Raw genomic sequence first — 17,096 nt, 5'->3', positions numbered from 1 at the left:
TGGAATGACGACAGTGCGTGGAGAGCAGAGCAGGCGGCGGTTCATGAAAACAGCCGTGTCTGCTGTTGCTGCAGCGGGTTTCCCAACCATTGTTCCGTCCTCGGTCTTCGGGCAGAACGCTCCCTCGAACCGGATCCACGTTGGGGCTATCGGCGCAGGCCGCATCTCGCGTGGTCATGACATGCCAGGGGTGTGGAAGTACGATCAGGCGCAGATCGTCGCCGTCTGTGATCTCGATCAGGGCCGCGTGGAGTCTGGCAAGGCGCTTCTCAACGAGGTCTACACGAAAAAGATGGGACGCAGCTACAGCGGCACGCTGGGCTATAGCGACTATCGCGAGATGATCGGCAACAAGGAGATTGATGCCGTCATCATCTCAACACCCGATCATCAGCATGCACGTCTCGCCGTCGACGCGGTGCATGCGGGCAAAGATGTCTATCTGCAGAAGCCGGCCTCGCTGACGATTGCGGAGGGCCGCACGATGGCTGACGCGGTCAAGCGCTCTGATCGAATTCTTCAGATCGGTTCGCAGCAGAGATCATGGAAACAGTTTCGTCGCGCATGCGAGCTGGTTCGCAATGGGCGCATCGGCGAGATCAAGCACGTGGAGATCGGTCTGCCGGGCGATCCTTCGGGTGGAGATGCGACCCCGATGCCGGTTCCGGCGAGCTTCAATTACGATGCGTGGCTTGGCTCCACGCCTGTTGTTCCGTATACCGTGGATCGGGTCATGCCGCAGTCCGGGTTCGACCGTCCCGGCTGGCTGCGGTGCGAGCAGTTTGGTGCCGGCATGATCACCGGGTGGGGAGCCCACCACGTCGACACCGCGCACTGGGGGATGAACACCGAGCTGACCGGTCCTGTTGAGATATGGGGAACCGCCGAATTTCCCAAGCATGGTCTGTGGGACGTGCATGGCCCCTTCAAGACGCAGGCCGTCTATGCCAATGGCGTCACGATGACGATCAGCGGAGAGTTTCAGAACGGTATTAAGTTCTACGGAACCAAGGGATGGATCTTTGTCTGCCGCGACGAACAGGCATCGCCGACGGCAACTGCTGGAGAGAAGGTGACGATTCAGCCCCTGGTGGCCAGCGATCCCAAGATTCTGGACAGTGTGATCGGGCCGAATGAGGTTCATCTGTACTACAGCGATGATCAACACGGGAACTGGCTGGATTGCATCCGCTCGCGAAAGGCGCCGATTGCTCCCGCCGAGGTCGGGCATCGAGCCTGTTCTACCTGCCTGTTGCACCACATCGCGATGAAGACGGGGCGGCGTCTGCACTGGGACCCCGTGAAAGAGCGCTTCATCAACGATGACGCGGCGAATGCGATGTTGAGCCGACCGCAACGGAAGCCGTACGTCCTGCATGCCTGAGCTCGATGCATGATGGCGAAATCTTTCAAACACAGGGATCGTGACAGCTGTCTCGATCAATGCCGTTGATTCCATTTAGTCTGGATGACACTGCGATTCGAGGAGAGCGTGCTGTCGTGGATCTCAAGGGAATGAAGGCAGTTGTTATCGGTGGAACCTCCGGCATTGGAAGAGCGCTTGCGCTTGGGCTGGCACGGTCTGGAGCGGATGTCGCGGCATCCTCACGCTCGCAGGAGTCGGTTGATAAGATCGCCGCCGAGATCGAAGCGTATGGCGTCGGCAGCATGCGCATTTCGTGCGATGTCTCCGATCGCCAGTCGCTACTGGCCCTCCGCAATTCTGTGCTGCAGCAGTGGGGAGTGATCGACATCTTAATTAACTCCGCAGGCATGACGAAGCGGGTTCCGTCGCTGGAGATTGACGAGGCGCTGTGGTCACAGATCTTCGAGGTCAACCTGACCGGCGTTCTCCGCGCCTGCCAGGTCTTTGGCGAGCCGATGATTGCACGCGGGTTTGGTCGCATCATCAACATCGCGTCTCTATCCAGCTTCGTGGCATTTCACGAAGTAGCGCCCTATGGAGCCAGCAAGGCGGCCGTCGCTGCTCTGACTCGTTCGCTTGCCGTGGAGTGGGCAAGCTCCGGTGTGACGGTCAACGCCATAGCTCCCGGCATCATCCCCACCGCTCTCAATCGCAAGATCCTCGACAGCCCGCGTGGCCATGAGTTGCTGATGCGTACCCCGATGGGGCGTTATGGAGAGGCGGAAGAGTTGGTCTCCACGGCGGTCTATCTTGCGAGCCGGGAGACCAGCTTTACGACCGGACAGATTGTCATTGTCGATGGCGGAATTCTGGCAAGCGGAGTGAATCAATAACTCGATGAAGATCACGAATCTTAAACTGATTGTCTGTTCTCCCGACCGCAACTTTGTCACCCTCAAGATCGAGACCGACGAAGGCATCTACGGTCTCGGCGATGCCACGCTGAACGGCCGCGAGCTCGCCGTCGCCGCCTACCTCAGCGAACACGTCGCTCCGTGCCTGATCGGGCGCGATCCCTTTCAGATCGAGGAGATCTGGCAGTATCTGTATCGCGGCGCGTACTGGAGGCGTGGACCTGTGACCATGAGCGCCATCGCCGCAGTCGATGTGGCGTTGTGGGATATCAAGGGCAAGGCTCTCAAAACCCCTGTCTATAACCTGCTCGGCGGTAAGAGCAGGGAAGGCGTGCTCGTCTACTCTCACGCTAATGGCGCCGATGTTGCCGAGGCCGTCGACAGTGTACAGAAGCATGTGGAGATGGGGTATCTTGCTGTTCGTGTGCAGAGTGGCGTTCCTGGCGTCAGCTCCAGCTACGGTGTTCCAAAGGGAGGCAAGCCGTATGAGCCCGCCGAGCGTGGTGCGCCGAGCGAGAGCCTCTGGTCCACAGAACGCTATCTTAACTTCGTTCCCAGCCTCTTTCAGACCGTGCGGTCGGCCTGCGGAGAAGACCTGCATCTGCTGCACGATGTGCATCATCGTCTAACGCCGATTGAAGCGGCACGGTTGGGGAAATCACTGGAGCCATTTCATCTCTTCTGGATGGAAGACCCCACACCTGCTGAGAATCAGGATGCCTTTCGCCAGATCCGCCAGCACACCGTAACGCCGATCGCTACGGGCGAGGTCTTCAACTCCTTCTGGGACGCGCACGATCTGATTCGCAATCAGTGGATCGACTATCTCCGCATGACGATCGTTCATGGCGGAGGCATAACGGCTCTCAAGAAGGCGGCGGACTTCGCCGGGGTCTACCAGGTGCGCACGGGCTTCCACGGCGCGACGGATCTATCCCCGGTGACGATGGCTGCTGCGCTGCACTTTGGTCTTGCGATTCACAACTTCGGCATCCAGGAGCATATGCCGCATACCGCCCTGACGGATGAGGTCTTTCCGCATGCCTACACGTTTCAGAGTGGCTACATGCACCCCGGAGATGAGCCCGGACTCGGAGTCGATATCGACGAGGCTCTTGCAGCAAAGTATCCCTACCAGCGAGCGTATCTTCCAATAGCGAGAAAGCTCGACGGGACGCTGACGGACTGGTAGATCAGAGCGCGTTGATGCGTTCGAGGATTCCATCCCACAACGCGATGCGTGCACGCAGAGCGATGGCGGCGCTCTCGGCGGCTTCCAGCCAGTGCTGCGGCGTGGGGCACAGGTGACGCATCATCGCAAGTGCCTTAGGGCCGTGCTCATCTCCGTCCAGCTCGATGTGACGCTCCAGATAAAAGCGGAATGGAGCGATGCGCCCCGGCATCGCGGAGTCGAGGTTGCGAACGAACTGCGTGAACATCTCCGGGATCAGATCTTCTCGTCCGAAGGTGAAGGCCGCTGCGATGCGATGAGGTGCTCCGGTCGCGATTACCTCGAAGGTTGTGCGAACGAATGCTGCGGCTTCGGTCGGCAATGTCGTAAGTGCTTCGTCGAGCGATGTGCCTGAGGCCAGTGCCGCAAGCAACGATTGCATGGGGACCGTATCGGCACCTGCGGACTGCATGGCCAGCAGATACAGCTCGTAATGCGAAAGCGGCTGACCCTGGTATTCATCCGTCTCTTCACCAAGCACGATCTCGTTGATCAGGCGGCGCGAGACGGGATCAGGCGAAGGAGTCCATGGAACCTCGACGCACGTAAGGCTGCGTTGCAACGCTTTCAGCAGCGACATGAAGTCCCACACCGCGTAGATATGCGACTGCATGAAGAGGTGCAGAGCATCCAGCGATCCGATCGACCGATAAAGCGGGTGAGTCGCCAGTGCGTCCTGCAGCGGTGTGAGTGAGGAGAGCAGGTCTGCTTCAGTAGAGATCGGTGCGGTTGCGGTGCCCATTTCTCTCTATTTTAGCTGCCTCCCATGCGCGAACCCGTTCGGCCGAGCGCAACGCATGGCGTGAGGGCCGGCGTTGTGGCACTCTCTGGCGTGACCGCAGCGATCGTTGGTGGTCGTAACACGAAGCAGGTAGACGGTGTGATGTCCGCGGCGAACTTCCGTCTATTTGAAGAGGAGTTTGCAGAGATCCAGGGTTACGTGAAGGAACATGTGTCGTAACGATTGCCCGAAGACGAAGATGCCCGGCCACACAGGCCGGGCATCTTTTTACTTCGCTCAAGACGACACAGTGGCAAACTATTTTTTCTGGTTTGCCAGTTTCTTCTGCGCTTCCAGGAAGCGGCGCACGCGGTCAAGCGAGCGAGCTTTACCGAAGACGATCATGCTTTCCAGCAGTGGCGGCGACATCGTCGATCCGGTGAGGATGGCGCGCAGCAGCATGAAGTTCTCCTTCACCGACCACTGCTTCTCTTCGCCCAGTTTGCGCAGGGAAGCATCGAGCGCATCGTGGTTCCAGTCGGCGGCTTCGATCGCGGCCAGCTGATCCTGTGCGAAGGCAAGGGTATCTTCCGGCGTGCGCTTCTTGGGGACCCAGGTGTCCTGCGGTGGCAGGACATTGTCGGAGAAGAAGAAGCCCGTCATATCGCCGAACTGCGTCAGTGTCTCGATGCGATTCTGCATGAGTGCCGAAATTTGGCGCAGGTAGTCATCGCCGAAGACGCGTTCGCGAATGGCGAGGAAGAAGTCCTCGGGCGACAGTTTACGCAGGTACTCGCCGTTGAGCCACTTCAGCTTGGCGAGATCGAAGACCGGCCCGCCGACCCGGATATCGGTGAAGACAAAGTTGGCGACCATCTCATCGAGGGTGAATTTTTCGATGACACCGTCGCCTCCGGCGAAGTCCGAAGGCATGCCGCCACCCATCAGGCCGAGGAAGTTGATGATGGCCGGTGGCAGATAGCCGGAGTCGCGGTAGTAGATGAGCGAGACCGGGTTTTTGCGCTTGGAGATCTTCGACTTGTCGATATTGCGCAGCAGCGGCATATGCCAGAAGCGCGGCACCTGCCAGCCGAAGGCCTTGTAGAGCAGAACGTGCTTGGGCGTGGAGGAGATCCACTCCTCGGCGCGAATCACGTCCGTGATCTGCATCAGGTGATCGTCAACGACGTTCGCGAGATGGTAGGTGGGGTAGCCATCGGACTTCATCAGCACCTGGTCATCGACGTTGCCGTGCTCGAAGGTGATGGAGCCGCGCAACTCATCGCGGAAGGTGGTCGAGGAGCTAAGATCGTTGCCGTGCGGCGGGATAGCGAGCCGGATCGTGTAGGACTTTCCGGCAGCGATGTTGGCATCGATCTGCTCCGGCGTAAGACGACGGCAGGTGCCTGGATAGCGTGGCGGGAGCTTGGCCGCTAGCTGCTGCTTGCGAATGTCGTCAAGCTCTTCGGCGGTGCAGAAGCAGCGGTAGGCCGTGCCGTTCTTGAGCAGGATGTCGGCATGCTCGCGATAGATCTCGGTACGCTCGGACTGGCGATAGGGGCCAAAGGGGCCGCCTACGTCCGGGCCTTCATCCCAGTTGAGGCCGAGCCAGCGCAGGGAGTCGAAGATCATCTCCTCGGAGGTGGAGACGAAGCGCGTGCGATCCGTGTCCTCGATGCGAAGGATGAACTGGCCACCACGCTGGCGAGCGTAGATGTAGTTCAGCAGGCCAATGTAGGCAGTGCCGACGTGGGGGTCGCCGGTAGGTGAAGGAGCGATGCGGACGCGGATAGGGGCTTCAGTGCTGATGCTGTTCATGTCAGTGGTCAATCAATTAATGCTAGCAGAGCGGAGGGGGAATTACCGGCTGCGCCGCATCATCAGAACGGCGCCTGTGAAGATACCGCTGGCGGTCACCGTCAGCAGCAGGATGGCGTGCCGATAGCCGCGTTGGGTGGCCGGTGAGGTTGAGGCGGTGTTATCGCGGCACTGGCTGCATCCCTGCGCGCGAAGCGGAGAAGGCGAGCATACGCTACACAGCACAAGCAACAGGGCTGGCCAGAGGCGTCTCATCGGCGTTTGCCTATTGGCAGAAAGCGAGCAGAGCAAAGAGAAAGATCCAGAACAGCCCCATCGCATGCCAGTACCAGGAAGTGCAGTCGACGATGATCTGTCGCGTTTCCAGCTGCTTTGAGGCATAGAGTGCCGTCAGCGAGGTGATCAGCGCGCCGATGCCGAGGAAGAGATGGGCGGCGTGGGTGTACGTGATCAGGTAGAAGAAGTGGCTCGAAGGATTGGAGCTGAAGAAGACGTGCTGGATCGCCAGCTGCCGCCATGCGACCCACTGGCCCGCAAGAAAGAGGAACCCCAGCGCGGTCGTGGCGACCAGCCAGGGCAGCACACGGCGGGTGAGCGGCTTGCCCAGGCCCAGCCATTCGTCCATGACATCGGTCTCACGGAACATGCCGCGGCGGGCGATCTCGACGGCGAAGGAGCTGGCGATGAGCACAGCTGTATTGAGCCAGAGGATCGGAGGGATAGCCGTCGGCAGCCACTGGTTGACGTAGCGGTTGTAGGAGTCGATGTGGCTCGTATTCTGTGCGACGAAGAAGGCGCTGACGATGGCAACGAAGAACATCAGGTCGCCGGCGAGGGCGAAGAAGAGTCCCAGGCGGGCGCGGCTCAGCTTCTCGCGAGGACCGCGTCGGCCGGATGGCCTGTCGTTCCAGTTGTCATTGTCGCCTCCACCACCGGTTCGTTTGTCGGTAGGTGGCCGCCGACCATGGCCGCCTTCGTGGTCATCGAGGCCGCGCTTTTTCTCCCGATCGGTATGGTTGGGCGTAATGGTCGATGGCATGGATGGCCTCTCGCAAAGGGAACGCGCTTGTGTAACAGATTACTCCGGTTTCATCCTTTTGATGTCATGGATTGCATCTGCGCTCCATTGCGGAAGATAACTTTCTTCCCCGGGGGTAGCCTCGAGGTACCAGCACGGTGGTCTGTGAACGATAATCGGAGCCTCATCCTCTACCTCGCTGGCTGAACCAAAGGCCAGCCGTGGATGCCACTCCAGCGTGGTTGCCTCCCAGGGATTCTGGTCGGCCAACGTGCCGTTGCGCAGGCTTCGGGCCAGATTATAGAGAAAAACCAGCTGCGCCGAGGCCAGGATAAAGGCGGAGATGGTGATATGCAGATTCAACGGAATCGTCCCGGCCAGCAGGCGGCCCCCGGCATTTGGAATCTGAATCAGCTGCGCATAGTGGCGCGGCTCACCGGCCAGTCCCGTGAAGTGCATCGGGAGGAAGGTGTTATAGGCGCCGTAGAGCGTGAGCCAGAAGTGCCAGCGACCCAGGCGCTCGGAGAGCAATCGTCCATGACTGACCAGCGGAAACCAGTAGTAAATCGCTGTATACAGGCCGAAGATGCCCGCCATCGCCATGATGAGATGAAAGTGGGCGACCACAAACATCGTATTGTGCAGGTACTCATCCAGGATCGGTTGCGCCAGAATCGGGCCGGATAGGCCGCCGGTGACGAACAGCGAGACGAACCCCAGCGCGAAGAGCATCGCTGTCGTGTAGCGTGGCCGCGTCCGCCAGACCGTAGCGATCCAGCTCAGCACCTTGGCCGAGGACGGCAGCGCGATCGCCAGCGTCGTCACCGAGAAGGCAGTGCTGGCAAACGGATTGAGGCCTGCGACAAACATATGGTGGCCCCAGAGCAAAATGCCGAGAAGCCCGATCGCCAGTGTGGTTGCGATCATCAGGCGGTACCCCACCACCCGCCTTCGGGAGAAGTTCGCCAGCACCATCGAGGTGAGACCCATCCCCGGCAGAATGGCGATGTAGACCTCCGGATGCCCGAAGAACCAGAACAGATGAAGCCACAGCAGGGGGCTGCCATTGCCCGGATGCCCTGCGGCCTGAACGACGCCGTTGACGATATCGCCCGGAGGGATGAAAAACCCCGTTCCTGCATGGCGATCGCAGAAGAGCAGCAGCAGTGCGGCGAGGAGCACAGAGAAGGCCAGCACCGAGAGCAGAGCTGCCGTAAACCATCCCCAGACGGTCAGCGGAAGCCGGTCCCAGGTCATGCCTTCGCAGCGCAGGCGCACGATGGTGACAAGCGTATTGATCGAACTCATCGTGGAGGCGATTGCGAAGAGTGCGATGCTCGCTAGCCAAAGATCGAGGCCCAACCCCTGTCCCGGTCCGGTGGCAGCTATCGCGCTCAGCGGGGGATAGGCCGTCCAGCCGGAGACGGCCGCCCCTCCTGGTACAAAGTGCGAGGCCAGCAGGACCGCGAGCGCCAGCGCCGTCAGCCAGAAGCCGAGCGCATTCATCCGCGGAAAGGCCATCTGCCTCGTCCCGATCTGCGTCAGGCAGCACCAGGTTGCCGAAGCCGGACTGCGGTGCGGTCGTTAGAACGAAGAACAGCATGATCGTTCCATGGAGCGTCACCATGGCCAGGTAGTCTTCCGGCTTGATCGCCCCGAACAGCGGTATCGGCAGACTCGGCCATGAAAGATGCAGCCGCATCATCAACGACAGCAGGGTTCCAGTCGCCGCAGCAAACAGAGCCAGCCCAAGGTACTGGCGGCCGATGGTGCGGTGGTCGGTCAGACGCAGCGTCCTCATGGGTGCGCCGCCTGCTCCCGCTGCGTCAGCCAGCGCTGGAACTCGTCGACGGGAAGCACGCGCAGGTTCGCGCTCATGCGGTAGTGTCCAAGACCGCACAGTTGCGTGCAGAGGATGGCAAATGTGCCCGTCTTCGTCGCGGTGAAGTGGATGTGCGTCGTCTCGCCGGGTACGGCATTTTGTTTGAGTCGAAGCTCCGGCACCGCAAATCCGTGAATGACGTCCTGCGCACGGAGCGTGAGGTCGATCTCGCGGTCGACAGGGATGACCAGCTCCGTGGTCACCAGATCGTCTGCTCCATGGGAGTCGTGCGCGTCGATGCCCAGCGGATTGCCCTCGGCCGCAGAGGCCAGCTGTGGTCGTGTGATACCGAAGGTGGCATCCGGGCCGGTATAGCGGAAGTACCAGGCAAACTGGAGGCCGGTAGCCTCCATCTGCATCGCCTCATGCGAAGCCCCTGTATAGCGGGTGAGTGCCCAGAGACGTTCCGCGCGAATGCCAAGCGTGGCGAAGAGGATGATCAGCAGCGTAAGCGGAAGATACTCGATAGCCCATAGTGAGCTGCGAGCCTGCGTGCGGCGGCCCACTAGGCCGACGATCAGCAGAAGATGCGCCAGCACGGCCAACCCAAGTGTGATCCACAAGCTCAGCTGTAGCTGATGATCAAGCGCGGGACCGTGGGCGCTGGCATCAGTCGGCAGCAAAGACGCGATGAGCGGGAGCAGGGACACGCCTCCAGAATACTTGTCGTGATGCGGCGATGCTTAATAACGGCCCAGCAGGCGCTGCCACCAGCTTCTGTTCGGTACCTCGTCCTCGTAGAGGTTGATCGGTTCCAGCTGCTGAGGCATGGCGTTGTTCATGAATGCCGCCAGAGGATTGGAGACGCAAAGCAGATGAGCGTACTCGGAGCCATATTTGTCCGCGATCACATCGTGAGCCTGACGCATTCGAGGAGGCCGCGACGAGGTGTTGTGCGCATCGGTTGCGATGAAATGAACCCAGCGATTGGCGAGGAGCTCATGCGCCATCTTCTGCGCCCTCCGTCCCATATCTCCGATCACGGAGCCTGCCGTTACCTGCACCAGGATGCCGCCCCTTAGCCACTCAGCCACGAGCTCCGGCTCCTGCTGTAGCGTTGGGTTGCGCTCCGGATGCGTCAGGATCGGACTCAACCCGCTGATCTGCATCTCGTAGAACGTCTCGCCCAGGCCGCGGGGCAGGGCATAGTCCGGGATCTCGACCAGCAGATACATGCCATTATTCAGGGAAAAACGGGTCGGTTCTTCATGTGCCACCTGAATGTTGTCATAGGTCATGTGAAAATCGCAGCCGCGTCCGAGCTTCAGCTTGAGGCCCTCGGCGTCGATCAGCCGCTGCAGCTCTTCGATCTTGGCATCGATCTCTTCGGGGATGTAAGCGTACTGCCCGTTCGCATGTGGCGTGCAGGCGATGTGCGTGATGCCGTCTGCCGCTGCTATGCGTGCCATCTCGAGGGAGGTTTCAAGGCTTGTGGAGCCATCGTCCTGGTCCCAGAGAAGATGATGATGAATGTCGATCATCGCTCGGCCTCTATGAGAGATTACCTTGCTGTAGCGGCGAGTGACTCAGCCAGCGACTTGAAGAGGAGCAGGCCGTCCGCCGATCCCAGCAGAGCTTCGCTGGAGCGGTCAGGATGAGGCATCATGCCCAGGACATTGCGACCCTCGCTGAGCACACCGGCGATGTTCTCGAGCGAACCGTTGGGATTCGCAGCCGCCGTAATCTCTCCGTCCGCCGTGGCGTAGCGGAAGGCGATGCGATCCTCGGCCTTGAGCTTCGCCAGCGTCTCGCTGTCGCAGAAGTAGTTGCCCTCCATGTGGCCGATGGGCATCTGGAGAACGCGGCCCTGATCCACTCCCGCTGTGAACGGTGACTCCTTGGTCTCGGTACGCAGATACACCTGCTTGCAGATGTAGTGCTGATTGGCGTTGCGCATCAGAGCGCCGGGCAGGAGACCAGACTCGCAGAGGATCTGGAAACCGTTGCAGATACCCATTACCAGGCCGCCATTTTTTGCGAACCTGGCCACCGACTGCATCACCGGGGCAAACTTTGCGATCGCGCCCGTACGCAGGTAGTCGCCATAGGCAAAGCCGCCGGGAACAAGAATGGCGTCGCAGCCCTGGAGGTCTTCGGAGGCGTGCCAGAGAAACGTGACCGGCTGCCCGACGAGGTTCTCAATGACGTTATAGGTGTCGTGATCGCAGTTGGAACCCGGAAAGACAAGGACGCCGAATTTCATAGCTTAAGGATAGCACCGCCCTTTCCCTGTCTTTCCAGACGCTTTACCCGGCATTTTCTTCAAAGACAGGGGCGTAGACACAGTAACCGCGCGGCGGGGCCGGGAACTCGGCGTTACCCTCGGCGTCGGTCGTGCGCTCGTCCGGATGGGCGATATCGTGGCCGTCCCAGGCGACGGGCCTGAACTTCTGGTTCTTCCACTGTGTCTTTACCGCGGTTCCCGACCATTTGTCCCCGAGATTGTTCAACACATAGATGCAGCCGGTCTTCCCCTCGAATCCACCCCGCTGAAGGATGTACAGGTCTGGATCGGCGTGCAGGATATAGGCCTCACCGCCTGCGTACCTGTGGTGTGCGTCGATCAGGGCGTCGATGCCGTTCGGCGTGCCCGGCCGAGCCAGTCCCAGGTTGTAGTAGTCGTACCAGAAGATGCAGGGGTACCCCTCGTTCATCAGGATGAACGAGTACGCAAGATTCTTGTCGTTGACGATCTCGTTGCCGCCCATGTCGTGGTTCTCGACAAAGGTGACCGCGTTGAAAGGACGGTTGGCGACGACTGAGCCATCTGAGGTCAGATTGCGCAGGTCATACTGCAGCGTGTCGCAGAGATCCTTGAGCTTGTAACGCAGCGGAAAATCGAAGGCCGCCACCTGCGAGTCGGTGACCGCTCGCACGCCGTCGAGCCATCCCGCGATGTCTTCCGGGCCGGACCAGTACTCGCCGACGACAAAGGGCGTGAACTCCTTGCCGTCGCGCTCGTAGCGGTACTTGGCCAGCAGGCCGATCATCCACGCCCCGAAGCCCTTCGCGAAATCAAAACGGAAGCCGTCGAAGCCCAGCTCCTCGATGATCATGCGGGCATACTCGAACATCGCGGTGTAGACGCGCGGATTGCGATGGCACAGGTGAGGGAAGCCGGCGAAGTTTTCTCCCTCGATCATGACGCGCTCGTAGCGCGAAGGATGAAAGCAGTTCCAGTCCCGCGCGAAGCGCTCCGACTTCGGATTGAACTTCGTCCAGCGCTTCTGCCCGTCGATCGGATTGACCTCTTCTTCGTCGGCGCCGGAGTTGTGGTTGATGACCATGTCCGCGTAAGCGCCAATCTTGTGCTCCCGCAGAACCTTGATCAGGTTCTCCAACTCCGCGCGGTTGCCGTAGAGCGTCTTGACCGCTCCCCTCTGGTCGTAGTCTCCGAGGTCGAAGTAGTCGTAAGGATCGTAGCCAACCGAGCGTGCCTCTGCCGCCTTGCAGATAGGGGGAAGCCAGATCGCATTGAAACCGGCAGCACCAAGCTCAGGCGCTTTCTCCGCGAGATAATTCCACCACTCGCCCTCTTTCTCTTCCTTGATTGGGGAGTCCCAGTAGAATGCCTGCATCATGACGGCCATGAGTTTTGTTCCTTTCGTGCGGCGCAGAGATCCCTCGAGCAAGCCCATATGCGACGGGCTGCATCGAAGAGGTTGAGTTGTGAACGAATACTTCGCAAAGGAAGTTTTCTGGTTCTGTCGCATTCTGATGCAGAGCCGGGTATGAGAGGTTGGCATGGCAGCTGAAGGACCGCAATCTCATCTGCGCACCGCAGGCACCGCCCTGGTGGGCTGGTGGCGCGCCGCGACGCTCGACGCCTTGATCGTCGGCGTGCTCTGGTTTGTCGGGCTGGAGCTGATCCACGTCCCGCTGGCCCCCTTCTGGTCGCTGCTGGGGGCTGTGCTGCAGATCATCCCCACCTTCGGCAGCATGATCGCCCTCGTCGGCCCTGTACTGGCCGTCGCGTTCAGCGGCCACGACGAGTGGCGCCTGGGCCTCGTGCTGGGCCTCTACGGCCTGATCATCGTGCTGGAAGGATTGGTCATAGGGCCGTATATCCTGCACCGAACCACCCGGGTGCCGTGGTGGGCCGCCTTTCTGGGGCCGATCGCGCTCGGGCTCATCATCCCTTTTTGGGGAGTGCTGCTGGCTCCGCCACTGCTGGCCATAATCTTTGCCTTTCGCAAAGACCAGCCCGACCAGCACACGCGCAACTAGTTTGCGTGTGGCGTCTACGCACCCAGCTTGTAGCGGGTCTCCGCCAGCCGATAGAGCGGCCGCCACACCAGGCGGTTGATCGTCACCACCATCAGCGCCATCACGATGGTCGCCAGCAGCAGAATCTGGAACTGGCCGCTATCGGTCGCCGCGCTGATGACGGCACCAAGCCCGGTAGTCTGCAGCGTCTGGTTCTTCAGGTGAAAGTACTCGGCGACGATGCTCGCATTCCACGCTCCTCCCGAAGCCGTAACCAGCCCCGTGATGAGATACGGAAAGATGCCGGGCAGGATAACCGTCCGCCAGCGCTGCGCCCGGGTGAACTTGAACAGTCGAGCGACCTCGCGCAGATCGTTCGGAATCGCCATGGCGCCGGCGATCACGTTGAACAGGATGTACCACTGCGTGCCGAGCATCATCAGCGCGATCGATCCGACACCGAGTCCGCCTCCCATCTGCACCAGCGCCAGCAGGATGACAGGAAACAACGCCGTCGCCGGAACCGAGGCTGCAATCTGTGCCAGGGGCTGCGCAATGCGGGCGAGGCGCGGGTGAAAGCCGATGGCCACGCCGACAGGAATCGTCCAGAGCGAGGCAAGCACCAGGGCAACATTGACGCGGAAGAACGTAGCAAGCGCGCCCTTCAGGATCTCGCCCGACTCATGCCAACTGATGTTATTCAGCAGCGACAGCGCGTGGGCCGCGGAATACAGCACGCCACCCAGGACGAGCGCCAGCACGACACCGCGCGCGATGCCGATCCATCGTTCCTGGCGCTCCATGTCCGCCTCGGCAGTGCCCTTGATGTAGGACTCGCGACGTCGCTCGAAGGCGGCACGGCGGTTCTCGTCCACCCGGCGATAGAAGCTGTCAGCCAGCGGATCGACCGTATGCTTGCGCAGGCTGCGGACGGCCTTGGAGTGCTGAAATAGCTGTAGAAGCGGAGACGTCACGCGCGATCCGGTCTCCACCTGCTCGAACTTGAACTTGTCGCTCCATGCGATGATGGGGCGCCAGATCAGCTGATCGGTCGCGACGATAATGGCGATCATCGTCGCCAGACCCCAGCCGATGGCGATGAAGTCGCCCGTCGAGGCCGCAGTCTGCAGGTACGATCCAAGCCCCGGCAGCCGAAAGTCTCGTGACCCGAGTACGAACATCTCGCAGGCCATCAGAAAAAACCACCCGCCGGCAACCGAGACCATCGAGTTCCACACCAGGCCGATGGTGGCGTAGGGAAGCTCAAGCGTAAAGAGCCGCTGCCAGCGCGAAAATTTGTAGATCGTCGAGGCTTCGCTCAGCTCGCGCGGGATGCTCTTGAGAGAAGAGTAGAAGCTGAAGGCCATGTTCCAGACCTGGCCGGTGAAGATCAGCAGAATGGCCCCCATCTCCAGCCCGATCTGCCGGGTGGGGAAGAGCGCGACCATCGCCAGCATCACACCGGGCAGAAAGCTCAGCACCGGGATCGACTGCAGAATATCGAGACCCGCGATCATCAGCGCCTCGAATCGGCGGCTATACGCCGCGACATAGCCATAGCCGACGGCGAAGAAGAGGCTCAGCAGGTAAGCCAGTCCGATCCGCACAACGGAGTAAAACGCGTAGCGCGGCAGAGCGTGAGGGCTGAGAGAGATCTGTATTTCAGGAGACGGATGCCCGAACCAGTATTTGGCCAGCTGCACGACGCCGTAAAAGCATGCCAGTCCGATGCCCGCCACACACAGGTCCAGCACAACAGGCCAGCTGCGGCGAAACACCTGCGAACGAGCCAGCGTCTCGCGGCTCCGGACATAACTGAAGCTGTCCGGCAGACGGATCATGCGTCGATCTCCGATGCTGCTTCCGACTCTGCCTCGGGGTTCTCGTTCTCCGGCAGCATGAAGCGCCGGCGGGAGGCGTCGTAGTCGAACAGTTCGGCGTAGCGGCCCCAGTTAATCGCCGTCTCCAGCTGACGCAGCGTCTCGTCTTCGCTGAACTGCTCGTCCAGCACATCGTGGAAGAACTCCTCCGAGACATTCTTGTCGCTCTTGGCCTCAATGGCGCGAACGATCTGGCGCAGCAGCAGGACATTTTCAAGCGCAGCGGTACGGAAGAGCTCCTTCTGACGCAGGATCTCCGAGTTGGCAAACTCCGTACCCGTTGGCGTAATCACTGCGTCGCCCTCGGTGACCTTCAGGAAGCCCAGAATCTGCGCGGCGTCGACGATAGGAAGCAGGTCATCGATCTCGAAGGCGAGATCGTCGGCCAGCTTGTAGATGTCGTCCCGGCCGTTGTGATCGACCAGCAGCTCCAGCAGACCGGCGATGCCGCCAGGCCGCGCATGAGGCAGCATCTGATATTGCATATGGCGCTGGTCGCGAACTTTGCGCCCGGTCGCCGTCTGCGGCAGTGCAGGGGGTTGCGCGTCCGGCTGCGTGAGCACTTTGTAGATGTAGTCGACCAGCTGGGTGAAGGCAGCAGCCTTGCGGTCCCGCGGGTGCGCCAGCGAGACACGGAAGTCGGTGCGGACGTGGCCGGGATTGCGACCCAGCACAATGATGCGGTCCGCCAGCAGGACGGCCTCCTCGATATTGTGCGTCACGATGAAGATGGCCCGCGTCGGGATCGTCTTGTTCTGCCAGAGCTCCAACAACTCCGAGCGCAGGTTTTCGGCGGTGAGTACGTCGAGCGCGGAGAAGGGCTCATCCATGAAGAGCACCTCTGGTTCGACGACCAGGGCGCGGGCAAATCCCACGCGCTGCCGCATGCCGCCCGAGAGCTCCTTGGGGTACGCCGCCTGGAAGCCGTCCAGTCCAACCGTGTCGAGAATCTTCATGGCGCGCTTGCGCCGTTCAGCCGGATCCATGCCACGCGCCTTCAGCGGGGCCTCGACGTTCTCGAAGACCGTCAGCCAGGGAAAGAGGGCAAAGCTCTGGAAGACGATGGAGACATTGACATCGGCCGAAGCGATCGGCTTTTCGTGCCAGTACACACTGCCTGCCGATGGTATCGACAGCCCGGTGAGCATGCGCAGCAGGGTCGATTTCCCGGAGCCGGACGGTCCCAGGAGCGCGACGATCTCTCCCTCGCTGATGGAGAGATCCGTGGGCGAGATAACCTGAATGCGATTCTCGCTCGGCTGCGCATAGTATTTTTCGACCTGTTCGGCGCGTATGATCGCTGGCTGCATAGAAGGTGTGTGTAACGTGTAGGATAGATCAATTGGAATTGCTGCGGTGTCTGTCCGAAGACTCTGCGGTCAGCGTATCATTAGTCCATAGAACCATGGTAAAGCGACGTACGCAGATCGCATTCCAGTGACCTAACGAAATAGAAAAATGGGGAAGAACATAAGCATGTCTGAGATGCCGTCCACTCCAGGGAAGCCTAAGGTTCTCGTCGCCGATGACGAGCAGGTGATCGCCAATACCTTGGCCATCATCCTGAACCAGGCAGGATTCGAGGCGCGCGCTGTCTTTAGCGGCGAAAAAGCTGTTGAACTACTGGATAGCTTTCAACCCGACATGCTGATCAGTGACGTCATTATGACGGGCATGACGGGCATTGAGGCCGCCATCATCACACGGGAAAAGTTGCCGAAGTGCAAGATCCTGCTCTTCTCCGGCCAGGCCGCCACGGCAGACCTGCTGGAAAAGGCACGCGAACAGGGGCATGAATTCGAGATTCTGGCCAAGCCAGTCCATCCCACCGATCTGCTCGCTAAGCTGCGCGGATAAAGCAGCCTCAGCTACGCCATCAACCGGCCGTCGTCCCCGAGTGGGGGCGGCGGTCTTTCACTTCTGGGGTCGGAAGCCAGAGTAGATGCTCTTCCACAGACTGTGTTGACTACGGATGCTGGCCCAGGCGCATCTCTCCCCCATCAAATCACAGAGCTTCAGATCTCGACGACGCGAAGGACCTGCCACGTTGTATTTATCAG

17 protein-coding genes and 1 pseudogene are annotated in these 17,096 nt (G+C 60.4%); 6 read left to right on the top strand and 12 right to left on the bottom strand.

The features are described 5' to 3' along the window. Positions 1-43: 43 nt before the first annotated feature. From PW789_RS03075 to manD, 3 genes are read left to right on the top strand one after another with little or no spacing between them, the layout of a single operon-like run. Positions 44-1,384 carry a Gfo/Idh/MocA family oxidoreductase gene (locus tag PW789_RS03075; RefSeq protein WP_299371099.1) on the top strand — a complete coding sequence of 447 codons (1,341 nt, stop codon included), beginning with the start codon at positions 44-46 and terminating at the stop codon, positions 1,382-1,384. 59 nt (positions 1,385-1,443) lie between these two features. Further along, positions 1,444-2,259 (top strand): SDR family oxidoreductase, encoded by an 816-nt coding sequence (locus tag PW789_RS03070; protein WP_299371096.1) that lies wholly within the window; start codon positions 1,444-1,446, stop codon positions 2,257-2,259. Between the two features lie 4 nt (positions 2,260-2,263). Next, a complete protein-coding gene (manD, locus tag PW789_RS03065) occupies positions 2,264-3,472 on the top strand; it encodes a D-mannonate dehydratase ManD (protein ID WP_299371093.1) in 1,209 nt (402 codons plus the stop codon). A 1-nt stretch (position 3,473) separates the two neighbouring features. On the opposite strand, the gene PW789_RS03060 is transcribed toward manD, so the two are convergent. After that, entirely contained in the window at positions 3,474-4,253 is a 780-nt protein-coding gene (locus tag PW789_RS03060; protein ID WP_299371090.1) for a DUF3050 domain-containing protein, read from the bottom strand. Positions 4,254-4,277: 24 nt separating this feature from the next. Between PW789_RS03060 and PW789_RS03055 the strand changes: the two genes are divergently transcribed. Beyond that, entirely contained in the window at positions 4,278-4,472 is a 195-nt protein-coding gene (locus PW789_RS03055; protein ID WP_299371087.1) for a hypothetical protein, read from the top strand. Between the two features lie 78 nt (positions 4,473-4,550). On the opposite strand, the gene gltX is transcribed toward PW789_RS03055, so the two are convergent. From gltX to PW789_RS03010, 9 genes and pseudogenes are all read right to left on the bottom strand, one after another. Further along, positions 4,551-6,050, bottom strand: a complete 1,500-nt coding sequence (gene gltX, locus PW789_RS03050) for a glutamate--tRNA ligase (protein WP_299371084.1) — start codon at positions 6,048-6,050, stop codon at positions 4,551-4,553. 42 nt (positions 6,051-6,092) lie between these two features. Continuing rightward, entirely contained in the window at positions 6,093-6,305 is a 213-nt protein-coding gene (locus tag PW789_RS03045; protein ID WP_299371081.1) for a copper resistance protein CopC, read from the bottom strand. A gap of 10 nt (positions 6,306-6,315) precedes the next feature. After that, the gene (locus PW789_RS03040) at positions 6,316-7,089 is read right to left on the bottom strand and encodes a cytochrome c oxidase subunit 3 (RefSeq protein ID WP_299371080.1); all 774 of its coding nucleotides are present in this window, start codon (positions 7,087-7,089) and stop codon (positions 6,316-6,318) included. Positions 7,090-7,128: 39 nt separating this feature from the next. Further along, the gene (locus tag PW789_RS03035) at positions 7,129-8,589 is read right to left on the bottom strand and encodes a cbb3-type cytochrome c oxidase subunit I (protein ID WP_299371078.1); all 1,461 of its coding nucleotides are present in this window, start codon (positions 8,587-8,589) and stop codon (positions 7,129-7,131) included. Positions 8,590-8,686: 97 nt separating this feature from the next. After that, positions 8,687-8,869, bottom strand: a pseudogene (locus PW789_RS03030) (cytochrome c oxidase subunit I); the annotation flags it as partial. Continuing rightward, positions 8,866-9,600 (bottom strand): cytochrome C oxidase subunit II, encoded by a 735-nt coding sequence (locus PW789_RS03025; RefSeq protein ID WP_299371076.1) that lies wholly within the window; start codon positions 9,598-9,600, stop codon positions 8,866-8,868. The pseudogene PW789_RS03030 and the gene PW789_RS03025, both read right to left, overlap by 4 nt. Before the next feature lie 33 nt (positions 9,601-9,633). Continuing rightward, on the bottom strand, positions 9,634-10,431 hold the full coding sequence (locus tag PW789_RS03020) for a CpsB/CapC family capsule biosynthesis tyrosine phosphatase (RefSeq protein ID WP_299371074.1): 798 nt from the start codon (positions 10,429-10,431) through the stop codon (positions 9,634-9,636). Between the two features lie 20 nt (positions 10,432-10,451). Next, positions 10,452-11,153, bottom strand: coding sequence for a phosphoribosylformylglycinamidine synthase subunit PurQ (gene purQ / locus PW789_RS03015; protein WP_299371072.1), 702 nt, complete (start codon positions 11,151-11,153; stop codon positions 10,452-10,454). 43 nt (positions 11,154-11,196) lie between these two features. Continuing rightward, complete coding sequence (locus PW789_RS03010; protein ID WP_299371070.1) at positions 11,197-12,540, bottom strand: alpha-amylase domain-containing protein; 1,344 nt, start codon at positions 12,538-12,540, stop codon at positions 11,197-11,199. A gap of 154 nt (positions 12,541-12,694) precedes the next feature. Between PW789_RS03010 and PW789_RS03005 the strand changes: the two genes are divergently transcribed. Further along, positions 12,695-13,177, top strand: a complete 483-nt coding sequence (locus PW789_RS03005) for an AI-2E family transporter (protein ID WP_299371068.1) — start codon at positions 12,695-12,697, stop codon at positions 13,175-13,177. A gap of 14 nt (positions 13,178-13,191) precedes the next feature. On the opposite strand, the gene PW789_RS03000 is transcribed toward PW789_RS03005, so the two are convergent. Next, positions 13,192-14,997, bottom strand: coding sequence for an ABC transporter permease subunit (locus PW789_RS03000; RefSeq protein WP_299371066.1), 1,806 nt, complete (start codon positions 14,995-14,997; stop codon positions 13,192-13,194). Continuing rightward, complete coding sequence (locus PW789_RS02995; RefSeq protein WP_299371064.1) at positions 14,994-16,346, bottom strand: nitrate/sulfonate/bicarbonate ABC transporter ATP-binding protein; 1,353 nt, start codon at positions 16,344-16,346, stop codon at positions 14,994-14,996. The genes PW789_RS03000 and PW789_RS02995 overlap by 4 nt, the downstream gene beginning before the upstream one ends. A 166-nt stretch (positions 16,347-16,512) precedes the next feature. Between PW789_RS02995 and PW789_RS02990 the strand changes: the two genes are divergently transcribed. Further along, the gene (locus PW789_RS02990) at positions 16,513-16,893 is read left to right on the top strand and encodes a response regulator (protein ID WP_299371062.1); all 381 of its coding nucleotides are present in this window, start codon (positions 16,513-16,515) and stop codon (positions 16,891-16,893) included. The last annotated feature ends 203 nt before the right edge of the window (positions 16,894-17,096 follow it).

The organism is Edaphobacter sp., from assembly GCF_028283685.1.
Lineage (GTDB): Bacteria > Acidobacteriota > Terriglobia > Terriglobales > Acidobacteriaceae > Edaphobacter.
The sequence above is the reverse complement of the archived record's forward strand: the minus strand, read 5'-3'. Positions and strand labels throughout refer to the sequence as shown.

What these genes read in the sequence shown, in the direction of transcription:
- PW789_RS03075 (WP_299371099.1), top strand. Translation starts at nt 44, where the DNA reads ATGAAAACAGCCGTGTCTGCTGTTGCTGCAGCGGGTTTCCCAACCATT.
- PW789_RS03070 (WP_299371096.1), top strand. Translation starts at nt 1,444, where the DNA reads ATGCCGTTGATTCCATTTAGTCTGGATGACACTGCGATTCGAGGAGAG.
- manD (WP_299371093.1), top strand. Translation starts at nt 2,264, where the DNA reads ATGAAGATCACGAATCTTAAACTGATTGTCTGTTCTCCCGACCGCAAC.
- PW789_RS03060 (WP_299371090.1), bottom strand. Translation starts at nt 4,253, where the DNA reads ATGGGCACCGCAACCGCACCGATCTCTACTGAAGCAGACCTGCTCTCC.
- PW789_RS03055 (WP_299371087.1), top strand. Translation starts at nt 4,278, where the DNA reads ATGCGCGAACCCGTTCGGCCGAGCGCAACGCATGGCGTGAGGGCCGGC.
- gltX (WP_299371084.1), bottom strand. Translation starts at nt 6,050, where the DNA reads ATGAACAGCATCAGCACTGAAGCCCCTATCCGCGTCCGCATCGCTCCT.
- PW789_RS03045 (WP_299371081.1), bottom strand. Translation starts at nt 6,305, where the DNA reads ATGAGACGCCTCTGGCCAGCCCTGTTGCTTGTGCTGTGTAGCGTATGC.
- PW789_RS03040 (WP_299371080.1), bottom strand. Translation starts at nt 7,089, where the DNA reads ATGCCATCGACCATTACGCCCAACCATACCGATCGGGAGAAAAAGCGC.
- PW789_RS03035 (WP_299371078.1), bottom strand. Translation starts at nt 8,589, where the DNA reads ATGGCCTTTCCGCGGATGAATGCGCTCGGCTTCTGGCTGACGGCGCTG.
- PW789_RS03020 (WP_299371074.1), bottom strand. Translation starts at nt 10,431, where the DNA reads ATGATCGACATTCATCATCATCTTCTCTGGGACCAGGACGATGGCTCC.
- purQ (WP_299371072.1), bottom strand. Translation starts at nt 11,153, where the DNA reads ATGAAATTCGGCGTCCTTGTCTTTCCGGGTTCCAACTGCGATCACGAC.
- PW789_RS03010 (WP_299371070.1), bottom strand. Translation starts at nt 12,540, where the DNA reads ATGGCCGTCATGATGCAGGCATTCTACTGGGACTCCCCAATCAAGGAA.
- PW789_RS03005 (WP_299371068.1), top strand. Translation starts at nt 12,695, where the DNA reads ATGGCAGCTGAAGGACCGCAATCTCATCTGCGCACCGCAGGCACCGCC.
- PW789_RS03000 (WP_299371066.1), bottom strand. Translation starts at nt 14,997, where the DNA reads ATGATCCGTCTGCCGGACAGCTTCAGTTATGTCCGGAGCCGCGAGACG.
- PW789_RS02995 (WP_299371064.1), bottom strand. Translation starts at nt 16,346, where the DNA reads ATGCAGCCAGCGATCATACGCGCCGAACAGGTCGAAAAATACTATGCG.
- PW789_RS02990 (WP_299371062.1), top strand. Translation starts at nt 16,513, where the DNA reads ATGTCTGAGATGCCGTCCACTCCAGGGAAGCCTAAGGTTCTCGTCGCC.